Genomic DNA, 14,460 nt, shown 5'->3' on the forward strand with positions numbered 1-14,460 from the left:
TTTTTGATTTATTTCGGAACAAAAAATTAAAAAAATTAGAATGAAAAATTTACTTCTTTATATTTTACTAACGTTTTCTTTAGCCGTTTCAGCTCAGGAAAAAGACAAGACATTGCCTGATGCCAATGAAGAATATAAGCAGAATAAATTTGTTGATGCCGAGGCAAATTACAGAATTTCGCATTCAAAATTCCCAAAGAAAGCCGCAGCTTCTTATAATTTAGGAAATACCATTTACAAACAAAACCAGGTTTCTGAAGCAAAATTCGCTTATGGAAGCGCCATTAAAAACGCAAAAACAAGACCTGAAAAACATAAGGCATTTCATAATTTAGGAAATGTTTTCATGAAAGAGAAAGATTATACACAAGCCGTTGAAGCTTATAAACAAGCTTTACGAAATGATCCAACTGATGATGAAACGCGTTATAATTATGCTTTGGCCAAACAAAAATTAAAAGAAAATCCTCCGAAAAACGATAAAAACAAGGATAAGAATAAAGACAAAGACAAGGATAAAAACAAAGATAAGAACAAGGACAAAGATAAAAACAAGGACAAGGATAAAGACAAGAAAGACGACAAAGGCGACAAAGACAAGGATAAAAAAGATGGTAAAAATGATCCGAAGAAAGATGACAAATCAGACAACAAAGGAGAACCAAAACCACAGCCTGGCGGAATTTCAAAAGAACGTGTTCAGAATTTATTAGATGCCGTTAACAACGAAGAAAAGAAAATTCAGGACAAAGTAAATGCTCAAAAAGTAAAAGGAAGTCCTAAGAAAACAGAAAAAGACTGGTAGATTTTTTTAGGTAAATCGTTTATTCGTCTAACTGTTGTTCGAATAGACAATAAAACTTTAAAAAAACCGATTAAACAAATAACAATTAAACAGTTAAACAAAACTGAAACAATTAATGAAAAGATATTTAATTCTATTACTATTCACTTTTCAAGGGCTTATGGCTCAAGTTCAATTTGAAGCCAGAGTAAGCAAAAATTCGCTTGGTATAAACGAGAGACTTCGTATTGACTTTATCATGAATGTTGACGGAGATAACTTCGAACAGCCTTCATTTGACGGATTTAGAATTGTAGCAGGACCAAGTCAGCAAATAAGTCAATCCTGGGTTAACGGACGAAGCTCTTTTCAAAAAATATATTCTTATATATTACAACCGGCGCAAAAAGGAACTTTGACGATTAAACAGGCTGCAATTGAGTTTAATGGTCAAAAATACAAAACAACTCCTCAAAAAATAGTTGTAACAAACGCTGTTGCTGAGGAAAGAGATCCAAGTGACCCTAGACAACAAGGCGGTGCCGGAAGTGAAACATTGAATCTGGTTGCTGAAATTTCAAAAACAAATCCGTATTTGAATGAACCAATTACTGTTGTTTATAAATTATACTTCAACAACATTAATGTTACCGGTTTTAAAGAACTTGGAAAACCAAAATACAATGATTTCTGGAATCAGAACATAGAAATCAAACAGTTAGCCATTGAAGAAGGAAGTTACAGAGGACAAAGATGTTATTTTGTGGTTTTGAAAAAGACCATTTTGTATCCGCAAAAATCAGGAAAACTCACAATTGAACCTCTTTCACTCGATATTGGGGTGCAATTACCCACAAATCGCCGTGACATGTTTGGTCAAATGATTCTGTCTGAGGACAATAAAGTTGTTTCGGCGGGAGCAAAAACCATTAATGTGAGAGCTCTTCCAGAAGGTAGTAAACCAGAAGGATTCGCAGGAGCTGTTGGTAAATTCAATTTTACGGTTACTCCTTCAAAAACTACTTTAAAAAATGGTGAAAGTCTTGATTTGGTTGTAAGTGCTGCGGGAAGTGGAAACATGAAATTATTTACACTTCCAAAACCAGTTGTGCCAAATGCATTAGAAATGTACGATCCTGTTCATGACGAAAAAGTAACAACTTCATTGTCTGGAATGTCAGGGAAAATTTCGGATAAATATACTATCATTCCACAGTACAAAGGGAAATATGTTATAAAACCAATGCAGTTTTCGTATTTTGATTTGAGTTCCGGATCATACAAAACCATAACTTCTCAGGAAATTACGGTTGACGTTTTAGACGGACCAATGCAGGCAGAAGCAAACGCAACGGCAAATGCAGCGAAAAATGTAATTACGAAAACAGAGCAATTCAGATACATCAAACCAAAAACTACTTTAGTCTCAATGACTAAAAATGATTTTTATGGTTCAAATTTATATTACGGATTGTTATTAGCACCTTTCCTGATTTTACCAATTATTGTTTTGGCTAAGAAAAAGAAAGAAGCAATTGACAGCGATGTTTTCGGAAACCGAATTAAAATGAACAATAAGCTGGCGAAGAAATATCTATCTGAAGCTAAAAAACAGCTTAACAATAAAGAGCCATTTTATATTGCTTTGGAGAAAGCGATGCATAATTTCCTGAAAGCGAAACTTCATATTGAAACTTCAGAAATGAGCAAAGACAATATTCGTGAATTGTTATTGTCAAGAAATGCGAATCCGGAATCGGTTCAAAATTTCATTAATTTGACGGAAAACTGTGAATTTGCGCGTTATGCTCCGGCTTCAAGTGCTTCGATTCAGCAGGATTTTGATAAGGCTGTTTTGATTATCTCTGAATTAGAAAAACAGATTGTTTAAATTTTAATCGCAAATTATTTTACCGCAATCCCGATAGCTATCGGGAGCTAAGGAAAGTGATTTGGATTGTGTTGATTTTAAGTTCGCTAAGTTTAAAAAAACAAACCTGATAGGGTTCTAATAATGTCAGGTAAATAAAATAAGAATGAAAAATATAGTATATCTCTTTTTATTAATTACTCAGGTTTTCTTTGCTCAAAGCAGCTTTGAAAAAGGGAATCTTTTGTATCAGGATAACAAGTTTGAGCAGGCCGCGCAGGAATATGAAAATGTTCTTAAAGAAAATAAAGAACATTCGGCTGAATTGTATTTTAATTTGGCTAACTGTTATTACAAACTAAATAAAGTCGCTCCTTCCATTTATAATTATGAAAAGGCATTGGTATTAAAACCACACGATGAACAGACTTTAAACAACTTAAAATTCGCCAAAAAACTAACTATTGACGAGATTAAAGAAGTTCCGAAAGTAGGTTTTGCAAAATTGATCCAAAACTTTACAGGAATCTTTGATTATAATACCTGGGCTAAAATTGCCGTAGGGATTGCTTTTCTATTCTTGTTGAGTTTTATTGGGTATTATTTTTCGCAGCTTACGCTTTCAAAAAGATTATATTTTATTGGAATGTTTGTATTGCTGGTTGGTGTGTTGCTAAGTGTTGCAGCAGCAATGTCAGAGAAAGATCATTATGACAACGATCGCCCGGCAATTGTTTTTTCAGAAGTAAGCGAAGTGAGAAGCGAACCTCAAAAAGCAGGATCAGCTATTTTTTCATTACATGAAGGTGCGAAAGTTTATGTAAAAGAAACACTTCAAAACTGGAAAAAAATAGAATTAACAGACGGGACAGAAGGCTGGATTGATGCTTCTACAATTAAGGAAGTGAAATAAAAATTCTTGAAATTACAATATAAAAATCCCAAATTCCAATTGTAAAATTGATGTTTGGGATTTTTTATTTTCACAATTGACATAAGTATGTTTTAATTTCAAGAACTTGAAAGATAAATTTATTTATATCATTCAATTCAAATAATTACCAAAGTGATAACTTTGCGAACTTAAAATCAACACAATCCAAATCAATTTTGCTTGCGAACTTTGCGGTTAAAATTTATACACCAGCCCAGGCGTTACACAATAATCCAACTTTACATCAGATTCAAAAACATCATCGATCTGATTTACGGCTTCAAAAAAAGAAAGCCCAATTTTGATGGTTTCAGGTCTACATTCGGCTAAGAATTTATCATAAAAACCTTTTCCGTATCCAATACGATTTCCAAAAACATCAAAAGCCAAAAGTGGCACAAAAACCACTTCAATAGTTTCAGATGGAACTGGTAAACCATTTACAGGTTCGGGAATATTATATTCGTTTTTTTTGATTTTGGTATTATCCGTCAATAAAAAATGAGACATTTTTCGGGTTTCAAAATCACTTTTCGAAACCACGATTTCTTTATCTTTTCCGGAAAGCAAATGCAGAATATATTCGGTATTGACTTCCTTTTGTTCTTCAATCGGAAGAAAAACATGATAGTAAATCTTATCCCAAATAGGCAATTGCAATAATTCATTGGCTATAGCCAAGCTTTTTTCTTCAATTTCATCTATTGACAATTCTTTTCGAAGATTTTTATAGTGTAAGCGTAATTCTTTTTTATTCGTCGCCATCAGGTAGGGTTTTAGAAATATGGTAAATGGCATCGCCTTCATAAACAATTGGCGAATGATTGGCGTTGATAATGTATCCGTCGTGCGGCGCTTTTACCTTTTGCTCGAATTTACCAAACGGATCTGTTATAATCGCCAAAATAGTTCCCTTTGTTACAAATTTTCCAATCAAATTATAATCGTGCAATAAACCGGAACATTTCGCTCGCAACCAAACCGAGTATTTAATATAAATCGAGGGAAAAAGAGCATCTTCAACAATTTGTTTTGAATCGAGCATGTTCAGGTAATTAAGCAAACGCTTCACTCCCTTTACACCTTCATTGGCGATAGCATTATTAATATCCAATGATTTTCCTCCTTCAAAAAGCAACATTTTCACATTTGCTTTTTCAGATGTATTTCTAAAAGAACCCGTAATATTTTTTGAATACAAAGTAAATGGCGCATTAAAAACATCTGCCAAAAGTTTTAATTCCGGATTGTTTTCACTTATCCTGATTTGTGGTGCATTAAATCTGCTTGCGCCTCCGGCATGAAAATCGACTGCATAGTCAATAACCGGCAAAATTTCAGCCACGATATGAAATGCAAAACGACTTGCCAAAGAACCTTTTTTACTTCCGGGGAAAACACGATTTAAATCACGACCGTCAGGAAATTCTCTTGATTTATTTACAAAACCATACATATTGATAATCGGAATACAAATAATGGTTCCTCGTGTTGGTCGGTTTATTTTTTTACTGATGAGCTGTCGCACAATTTCTACTCCGTTTATCTCGTCGCCGTGAATTCCGGCCGAGAACAAAACCACCGGACCATCTATTTTAGAACGACGCACAATAACCGGAATATTCAGCTTTGTAGTCGTGTGCAATCGTGCAATTTCAACGTTTATTGTTCTATTTTCTCCTGGCAAAACCGGTTCGCCAAAAATAATCATGGGCTTGTTATTTTTCATATAGAATTATAAAATCTAAATATAGAAATTATTCTTTTGATTTCGTAAATTTGAATCTAAATCCATGTTAAGCTTTAACTGAAAAACAAAATGGTTTTTCAGAATGCTTTTCGACCATCTACAGAAACAAAAACAGAATGCATAAACCGTCTTTATTACTTCAAATACAAACCTTGCCAGACAATCCCGGCGTGTATCAATATTATGATAAAGACGAAAAAATATTGTACGTTGGGAAGGCCAAAAATTTAAAAAAAAGGGTTTCCTCCTACTTCAATAAAATTCACGATACGGCAAAAACGAATGTGCTCGTAAAAAAAATCGTGACTATAAAACACATCGTTGTTCCTACAGAAACTGATGCACTTTTATTAGAAAACAACTTAATCAAAACCTTGCAACCGCGTTATAACGTGTTGCTTCGCGATGATAAAAGTTACCCTTGGCTTTGTATTAAAAAAGAACCTTTTTCGAGAATTTTTTCTACCCGAAGAATGGTAAAAGACGGCTCTGAATATTTTGGCCCGTATACTAATTTCAAAACCGTTCACACGATTTTAGAATTAATCAAAGAATTATATCCTTTACGTACCTGCAATTATGATTTGAGTGAATCAAACATCAATTCGGGTAAATTCAAAGTTTGCCTGGAATATCATATTGGCAATTGCAAAGGTCCTTGTGAAGGGATAGAATCTTTAGAAGATTATCAGCGACAAGTTGATGCGATTCGCGAAATTTTGAAAGGAAATTTCAAAGAAAGCATGAAAGATTTCAAGCGTTTAATGAATCAATACGCACAGGATTTACGTTTTGAAGAAGCCCAAAAAATTAAAGAAAAAATAGAAGTTCTCGAGAATTATCAATCAAGATCGACGATTGTTAATCCGAAAATTACCAATGTCGATGTCTTTTCTATTATATCTGATGAAAGTGCGGCTTATGTAAACTTTCTGCAAATTTCACATGGATCGATTATTCGTTCGCATACTTTGGAAATCAAGAAAAAACTCGATGAAAGTGACGAAGAATTATTAGAATTAGCCATCATAGAACTTCGTGAACGCTTTCATTTATTATCAAAAGAAGTTATTGTTCCGTTTGAAGTTGATTTAGGAGAAAAAATCAAAACTACCGTTCCGCAACTTGGAGATAAAAAACAGATTTTAGATTTATCTATCAGAAATGCCAAGTTTTACAGAATTGAACAATTAAAACAATTACAGATTGTAGATCCGGATCGACACGTTAATCGAATCATGGCGCAAATGCAAAAAGATTTACGTTTGCCTGTTGAACCGCGACATATTGAATGTTTTGATAACTCGAATATTCAGGGAACAAATCCAGTTGCAGCTTGTGTTGTTTTTAAAGATGGAAAACCAAGCAAAAAAGATTATCGGCATTTTAATGTAAAAACAGTTGAAGGCCCAGACGATTTTGCATCGATGACTGAAATTGTGTATCGCCGTTATAAAAGATTATTGGATGAAAAAGAACCTTTGCCGCAACTTATTATTATTGACGGTGGGAAAGGACAACTTTCTGCTGCCTTAAAAAGTATAGATGATCTAGGTTTACGTGGAAAAATTGCGATTATCGGAATAGCAAAACGTCTGGAAGAACTTTTTTATCCCGGAGATTCTATCCCGTTGTATCTGGATAAAAAATCAGAGACTTTGAAAGTGATTCAGCAATTACGCAATGAAGCACACCGTTTCGGAATCACATTTCACCGTGACAAACGAAGCAAAGCTGCATTAAATTCCTCAGTAGAAACCATTCCCGGAATTGGAGAAAAAACCATGCTGACTTTAATCCAACATTTCAAAAGTGTTAAAAGATTAAAATTAGCTTCAGAAAAAGAAATATCTGACGTTATAGGAGTATCAAAAGCCAAAAAAATTGTCGACTTTTACAAAACCAACTAGTTATTTTTTATGCGTCCAAATCAGAAGTCTATTTCAAATACACGGTCCCGGTCAAAAGGATTTTTTTCTACTCCTTTAACTATCGGAACTTTCTGGAGCATAACAGTGTTTCTTACTTTATTACTATTTAATACTGAAAATTCTTTTTCGCAAGAACAAAAACAAGACAGTGTAAAACGTCCCAAAATTGGTTTAGTTTTAAGTGGTGGTGGCGCGAAAGGTTTTGCACACATTGGCGTTTTAAAAGTTCTAGAAGAAGCCGGAATAAAAATAGATTATATTGGAGGAACAAGTATGGGTGCTGTAATTGGTGGACTTTATGCTTCTGGCTATAATGGTTCCCAAATCGATTCCATCTTTAAACAAACTAATTTTGACGAATTAATAAACGATTATATTCCAAGATCTTCTAAAAATTTTTACGGCAAAAAAAATGATGAATTGTATGCCATAGTTTTACCTTTTAGTAATTTCAGAGTTGGAATTCCTGAAGCACTTTCAAAAGGAATGTACAATTATAATTTATTAAGCAGTCTGACCAGAAATGTGCGTCATGTACGCGACTTTAATAAACTCCCAACTCCATTTTTATGTATTGCAACCAATATCGAAACCGGTGAAGAGGTTTTGCTAAACAAAGGAAATCTGGTTCAGGCTATGATGGCGAGTTCAGCCTTTCCATCCTTATTTACTCCGGTCGAAATTGACGGCAATTTACTAGTCGACGGCGGTGTTGTCAACAACTATCCCATTAATGAAGTCCGAAATCTTGGAGCCGATATTATAATTGGTGTTGATGTTCAGGACGATTTGTTAAAAAGAAAAAACCTTAAAAACGCTACCCGAATTTTAGTTCAGATCACCAATCTGCAGTCGATTGATAAAATGAAAAGTAAAATAAAAGATACTGATGTCTATGTAAAACCAGATATTCGTGACTTTGGTGTAATTTCATTTGACAGAGGAGAAGAAATAATCAGAAAAGGAGAAGAAGCCACTTTTGCAGTTTACGAAAAAATTAAATCATTAGTTACTGAAGATAATTTTTATAAAAAACCAAAATTAAAAGTCGCAACGGATACGATTGAAATAAAAAAAATTAATAGCGACCAATTAGACAATTACACTAAAGAATATATCAATGGTAAACTCCGTTTTAAACCAGGAAGCACCATAACTTATGATGATCTCAAAACCGGTATCAATAATTTAAATGCAACCCAAAACTTTAGTACTATCTCCTATTGCTTACAACCCAATGGAGAAAAAGATGATTTAGATCTTGTCCTAAAAGAAAACCCAACTCAAACTTTTTTAAAATTGGGATTACATTATGACGGACTTTATAAAAGTGCTATTCTCTTGAATCTTACGCATAAAAAGACATTCCTGAAAAACGACGTTACTTCATTAGATATAATTTTAGGTGATAATTTCAGATATGATTTAAACTATTATGTGGAAAATGGCTTTAATATCAGCTTTGGATTTCGTTCGAGATTAAATCAATTTAACCGAAATGTAACTAGTAATCTAGGGAATTTAACTGCACCAAGTCCTGATATCAATTTAATAAATGTTGATTTTATGGATGTTAGCAACCAGGCTTATTTCCAGACCATTTTTGTACAGAAATTTTTAATGGGAGGAGGATTAGAATACAAATATTTAAAAATCAACTCGCCAACCTTGTCGAATACAGATAATGTTATTGATAAAAGTAGTTATTTTAGTGTTTTTGGTTACTTAAAATATGATTCATTTGACAAAAAAAGCTTTCCACATTCGGGATTGTTTTTTTCTACAGATGTACAAACCTACTTAGGATCTTCAGATTATACCAATACTTTCAAACCATATTCTATGGCAAAAGCTGAAGTTGCAGTTGCTAACACCTTATTTAGAAAAGCAACTTTCAAATTTGAAGCTGATGCCGGATTGACTTTTGGAAACGATAGTGTTCCATTTTTCGATTATATATTGGGTGGTTATGGTTACAATAAAATAAATAATTTCAATTATTTCTACGGATATGATTTCCTGAGTATTTCCGGAAACAGTTTTATCAAAGCAGGAATTACTTTTGATTATGAAATTTTCAAAAAGAATCACGTCAACTTTTCTGCAAATTATGCTAATCTGGGTGATGACATTTTTTCTACTGTTGATTGGGTGTCGATGCCTAAATATTCGGGCTATGCAGTAGGTTACGGATTAGAAACTATTATTGGTCCAATTGAAATTAAACAATCATGGTCTCCTGAATTGTCTAAAAGTTTTACCTGGTTTAGTATTGGATTTATGTTTTAATAGTCTACTTAATTCAACCGCAAAGATTTTTATACAATAGAATCTTTGCGCTCTTTGCAGTTAGATTTTTTTGTACTGAAATTTTCTTCTAATTGAGAAAAAAATTGAATTATTTCACAACTATATCGTTGTAATGTCGAAAATTTTAGATTAATTTGCGCTCTTAAATGATATGATTTATAATTTAAATCAATAAAAATTACGACATTTGTTATAATGAAAACAAAATGGACAGGTTTATTAGAATATCTTCAATTCCTCATCAAGAGAAATCCTGAGTGAAGCTATCGAATTGAGATAATTAGTCAGCACAAAAGTTGAGCTGGTTATCTGTTCACACAATTCACCTTTTTCGAATTATCTAATTTACAAATTATCTAATTGAAAAGCCATGCCATTATATCATAAACTTGGAGATTTCCCTCAAAAAAGACACACCCAATTCGAAAAACCAAACGGAGGTTTTTATTACGAACAATTGTTTGGTACCGAAGGTTTTCACGGACATTCATCGTTGTCTTATCATGTTCACAGACCAACGCAGGTTAAAGAAATTTTAAACTCTTATTCGGTTGAACCAAAAATTGCAATCGGAAAAAACATAAAATCATTACTTTTTAAAGGCTTTGAATTAAAAGCTGAAAATGACTTTTTAGACAGCCGCAAAGCGATGTTAGTCAACAAAGACTGTATTATTGGTTTAGCCGCTCCAAAAGAATCGCTTCGAAATTATTTCTACAAAAATGCCGATGCTGATGAAATGCTTTTCATCCATAAAGGAAAAGGAAAATTAAGAACCATGTTAGGAAATATTCCGTTTGAATATGGTGATTATCTTATTATTCCGAGAGGCATTATTTACCAAATAGAATTTGAGACGGAAGAAAATCGACTATTTTACGTTGAATCTTATTCTCCTTTTTACACTCCAAAACGTTATAAAAACCAATCCGGACAACATTTAGAACATTCTCCATTTTGCGAGCGTGATTTTATTTTGCCAAGCGAATTGGAAACGCACGACGAAAAAGGTGATTTTTTAATTAAAATCAAAAAAGAAGGAATGATTCACGAAGTAGTTTACGCCACACATCCTTTTGACGTTGTGGGCTGGGACGGTTATAATTTTCCTTACGGATTTTCGATTCATAATTTCGAACCTATAACGGGGCGTGTGCATCAACCGCCTCCGGTACATCAAACTTTCGAAACGGCCACTTTTGTCGTTTGTTCATTCTGCCCTAGACTTTACGATTATCATCCAAAAGCAATTCCGGCGCCATACAATCACAGTAATATCGATTCTGACGAAGTACTTTATTATGTTGATGGCGATTTTATGAGCCGTAATAATATCGAGCAAGGTCATATCACTTTACACCCAAAAGGAATTCCGCATGGTCCCGCACCAGGCGCAATGGAACGCAGCATTGGTCATAAAGAAACCCAGGAATTAGCCGTTATGGTTGATACTTTCAGACCACTTATGGTTACTGAGGAAGCTATGGGGCTTGATGATGGGAAATACTATAAGTCCTGGACTGAATAATTTTATGGAATCGATCTAACCGCAAAGTTCGCAAGGATTTTACGCAAAGATCGCCATAATCAACTTTGCGAACCTAGCGTAAAATCCTTGCGAACTTTGCGGTTAAAAAACATCTTAAAAACAACACTTCGGTTTTTCAAATAAACGATTAACCGATTAAACAAATAAACATCATGTCAAAAGAAGTAAAATCAGTAGAATACGGATTAGAAAAAATATTCGAAGGAGCACAAGATTTCCTTCCTTTATTAGGAACAGATTATGTAGAATTCTACGTAGGAAATGCAAAACAATCTGCACATTATTATAAAACTGCTTTTGGATATCAGTCTTTGGCTTACGCCGGATTAGAAACAGGAGTAAAAGACAAAGCATCTTATGTTTTGAAACAGGATAAAATCAGAATTGTTTTGACAACGCCTTTAACACAGGATTCTCCTATTCACGCACATCTTCAAAAACATGGCGACGGTGTAAAAGTGGCTGCCCTTTGGGTTGAAGATGCAACAAAATCTTATGAAGAAACCATGAAACGTGGTGCCCGTTCTTTTATGGAACCAACTGTGGAGTCAGATGAATTTGGAGAAGTAGTTCGTTCCGGAATTTACACTTACGGAGAAACGGTTCACATTTTTGTAGAAAGAAAAAACTACAACGGTGTTTTCTTGCCAGGCTATAAAGAATGGAAATCAGATTATAATCCAGAACCAACAGGGTTAAAATACATTGACCACATGGTTGGAAATGTGGGTTGGAACGAAATGAATATCTGGGTAAAATTCTACGAGGACGTTATGGGATTCGTGAATTTCCTATCTTTTGATGACAAACAAATCAATACTGAATATTCAGCTTTGATGAGTAAAGTAATGTCTAATGGAAATGGAAGAATTAAATTCCCAATCAATGAACCAGCTGAAGGAAAGAAAAAATCTCAGATTGAAGAATATTTAGATTTTTATGGCGGACCTGGAATTCAGCATATCGCCATTGCGACAGATGACATTATCAAAACGGTTTCGCAACTTAAGGCACGAGGTGTTGAGTTTTTATCTGCTCCTCCTCATACTTATTATCAGGCGATCCCTGAAAGATTAGGCGTTCACATGGATATGATGAAAGAAGATTTAAACGAAATTGAGAAACTTGCTATCATGGTCGACGCCGATGAAGATGGTTACTTATTACAGATATTTACCAAGCCGGTTCAGGACAGACCGACACTATTTTTCGAAATTATTCAACGAATGGGAGCAAAAGGCTTCGGCGCAGGGAACTTTAAAGCCCTATTTGAGTCGATTGAGAGAGAGCAAGAATTGAGAGGAACATTATAAAAACACAAAATTTTTGCATTAAACAGGATAATTCTCTGTAAAAGCATGCTTTTTATGCAAATGTTATGTTAAACTTGCCTTTTGCTATTTCTTTTTTGAACTTTCTGTATATCTTTGCACTCGCAAATCAGGAAGGGGTGGTTTCCTTCTGAATTGATATAAATTTCATAATTTATAGTTTTTTGGTTAGTTAATAGCATAAAAACTCAGTCATTACTTGACTGAGTTTTTTTGTTTTGGTACATTTGGAATAGAATTTGCATTTAATTATCTTTATAATGAAATGTAAATATTGTACTATGAAAAAGCTAGTTCTCATCATATTAATTCTCACTACTCTTGCTTTTGACACTCAAAAAGAAGATGCATTTGGTACGGGAGAATTTTTCAAATTCAGGATCCATTACGGAATTGTCAATGCGGGTTATGCAACACTCGAAATTAAAGATGCTACAATAAATAATAAAAAAGTGCACCATGCGGTGGGCAAAGGTTACACGACCGGAATGTCAAAATTCTTTTTTAAAGTAGAAGATTTATACGAAAGCTATTTTGACAAAGAAACCGGAAGCCCTTATAGATATATCCGAAAAATAGACGAAGGTGGTTATGCTAAAAATCAGGAAGGTATTTTTAATCAGGCGGAAAATCGTGTATTAGTTAAAGACTACAAACGAAAGTCAGAAAAAACAATCATTACAACAGATAACGTACAAGATATTGTTTCCTCTTTTTATTTTTTACGAAATCACCCCAATATAGACAAACTTAAATCGGGCGAATCTATTACAATTGACATGTTTTTTGATGATGAAATCACAAAATTTAAGTTAAAATATATAGGTCGTCAGGATATTACAACTAAATTTGGCACCGTTTCTACGATGGTATTCAAACCATTGGTACAAACCGGGAGAGTGTTTAAAGAAAAAGAAAGCCTAACACTCTGGATAACAGATGACGACAACAAAGTTCCGATTAGAATTAAAGCGGATCTTGCGGTAGGATCGCTAAAAGCCGATCTTGACGAATATAAAGGATTAAAAAATCCATTTAAAGCAAAAAAATAATGAACCTTACTGATCATTCAGAATCAATTTTAAATGAAATTGACCTTAAATTTCAAGCTATAAATCAAAAAACTGATGTGCAGCTTGAAGGCTTACTTTGGTCAAAACCAATTACCTACTGGGACTATATTCAAACTGACGCACTTTTAAGCTTACAAACACAACGTACGACACTTCCTGATGAAATGGTTTTCATCATGTATCACCAGGTAAATGAATTAATTTTCAAGATGATTTTGTGGGAAATTGATCAGATTGCCAATACTGAAAATATTCAGGTTGCTTTTTTTAGCGAAAGATTGTCACGAATCACAAGATATTTTGACATGCTTACCAACTCGTTTAGCATCATGGAAAACGGAATGGAGGTAGATCAATACATGAAATTCAGAAATACACTTACGCCAGCAAGTGGTTTTCAAAGCGCACAATATAGATTAATTGAATTTGCATCGACTGATGTTATCAATTTAACAGATCGCCGATACAAAGCAAATTTTGACGAAAACACTGATTTAGAAACTAGTTTTGAGCACCTTTATTGGCAAGCTGCCGGAAAAGATTATCAGACTGGAGAAAAATCATACTTGCTTCAGGAATTTGAAAACAAATATAAAGTTGCCTTTTTAAGACAAATGTCTACTTTTAAAACTAAAAATATTTGGCAAAAATTCACTCAATTACCAGAAACAGATCAGCAAAATGAAGAACTAATAAATGCAATGCGTCATTATGACAAAACTGTGAATATTACTTGGGTTATGCAGCATTTGAACACTGCAAGAAAATACATTTTGGAAAGCGGAAAAGGTAACGGAGAAGCAACCGGTGGAAGTGACTGGCAAAAATATATGCATCCAAAATACCAAAGACGCATCTTTTTTCCTAAATTGTGGACCGAAGATGAATTGTCCAATTGGGGAAATGAAGAAACCATTTAATTTTCCAC

General features: G+C 33.8%; 11 protein-coding genes. 9 read left to right on the forward strand and 2 right to left on the reverse strand.

The genetic code is table 11. The features are described from left to right. Nucleotides 1–40 precede the first annotated feature (40 nt). The 3 genes from IRZ99_RS12235 to IRZ99_RS12245 all read left to right on the forward strand — a co-directional run bounded on the left by IRZ99_RS12235 (nucleotide 41) and on the right by IRZ99_RS12245 (nucleotide 3,567). Nucleotides 41–805, forward strand: coding sequence for a tetratricopeptide repeat protein (locus IRZ99_RS12235; RefSeq protein WP_194657525.1), 765 nt, complete (start codon nucleotides 41–43; stop codon nucleotides 803–805). A 115-nt stretch (nucleotides 806–920) separates the two neighbouring features. Next, the gene (locus tag IRZ99_RS12240; protein ID WP_194657526.1) at nucleotides 921–2,675 is read left to right on the forward strand and encodes a BatD family protein; all 1,755 of its coding nucleotides are present in this window, start codon (nucleotides 921–923) and stop codon (nucleotides 2,673–2,675) included. 145 nt (nucleotides 2,676–2,820) lie between these two features. Continuing rightward, nucleotides 2,821–3,567: a tetratricopeptide repeat protein gene (locus IRZ99_RS12245; protein ID WP_194657527.1), complete on the forward strand. Its 747-nt coding sequence runs from the start codon at nucleotides 2,821–2,823 to the stop codon at nucleotides 3,565–3,567. Between the two features lie 216 nt (nucleotides 3,568–3,783). Here the strand turns inward: IRZ99_RS12245 and IRZ99_RS12250 are convergent, their stop codons facing one another. Continuing rightward, nucleotides 3,784–4,353, reverse strand: coding sequence for a 5-formyltetrahydrofolate cyclo-ligase (locus IRZ99_RS12250; RefSeq protein ID WP_194657528.1), 570 nt, complete (start codon nucleotides 4,351–4,353; stop codon nucleotides 3,784–3,786). Beyond that, nucleotides 4,340–5,317 (reverse strand): succinylglutamate desuccinylase/aspartoacylase family protein, encoded by a 978-nt coding sequence (locus IRZ99_RS12255; RefSeq protein ID WP_194657529.1) that lies wholly within the window; start codon nucleotides 5,315–5,317, stop codon nucleotides 4,340–4,342. The genes IRZ99_RS12250 and IRZ99_RS12255 overlap by 14 nt, the downstream gene beginning before the upstream one ends. A 137-nt stretch (nucleotides 5,318–5,454) precedes the next feature. Between IRZ99_RS12255 and uvrC the strand changes: the two genes are divergently transcribed. The 6 genes from uvrC (at nucleotide 5,455) to IRZ99_RS12285 (ending at nucleotide 14,452) form a co-directional block, all read left to right on the forward strand. Beyond that, on the forward strand, nucleotides 5,455–7,248 hold the full coding sequence (gene uvrC / locus IRZ99_RS12260; protein WP_194657530.1) for an excinuclease ABC subunit UvrC: 1,794 nt from the start codon (nucleotides 5,455–5,457) through the stop codon (nucleotides 7,246–7,248). Between the two features lie 9 nt (nucleotides 7,249–7,257). After that, nucleotides 7,258–9,558, forward strand: coding sequence for a patatin-like phospholipase family protein (locus tag IRZ99_RS12265; RefSeq protein WP_194657531.1), 2,301 nt, complete (start codon nucleotides 7,258–7,260; stop codon nucleotides 9,556–9,558). Nucleotides 9,559–9,949: 391 nt separating this feature from the next. Next, on the forward strand, nucleotides 9,950–11,107 hold the full coding sequence (locus tag IRZ99_RS12270) for a homogentisate 1,2-dioxygenase (RefSeq protein WP_194657532.1): 1,158 nt from the start codon (nucleotides 9,950–9,952) through the stop codon (nucleotides 11,105–11,107). Between the two features lie 173 nt (nucleotides 11,108–11,280). Then, on the forward strand, nucleotides 11,281–12,441 hold the full coding sequence (hppD, locus tag IRZ99_RS12275) for a 4-hydroxyphenylpyruvate dioxygenase (RefSeq protein ID WP_194657533.1): 1,161 nt from the start codon (nucleotides 11,281–11,283) through the stop codon (nucleotides 12,439–12,441). Between the two features lie 299 nt (nucleotides 12,442–12,740). Beyond that, nucleotides 12,741–13,511, forward strand: a complete 771-nt coding sequence (locus tag IRZ99_RS12280) for a DUF3108 domain-containing protein (RefSeq protein WP_194657534.1) — start codon at nucleotides 12,741–12,743, stop codon at nucleotides 13,509–13,511. After that, nucleotides 13,511–14,452 (forward strand): tryptophan 2,3-dioxygenase family protein, encoded by a 942-nt coding sequence (locus IRZ99_RS12285; protein ID WP_194657535.1) that lies wholly within the window; start codon nucleotides 13,511–13,513, stop codon nucleotides 14,450–14,452. Before IRZ99_RS12280 ends, IRZ99_RS12285 begins: the two co-directional genes overlap by 1 nt. Nucleotides 14,453–14,460: the final 8 nt, after the last annotated feature.

It is taken from the genome of Flavobacterium sp. LC2016-12 (genome assembly GCF_015351595.1).
In the GTDB taxonomy this organism is placed as follows: domain Bacteria; phylum Bacteroidota; class Bacteroidia; order Flavobacteriales; family Flavobacteriaceae; genus Flavobacterium.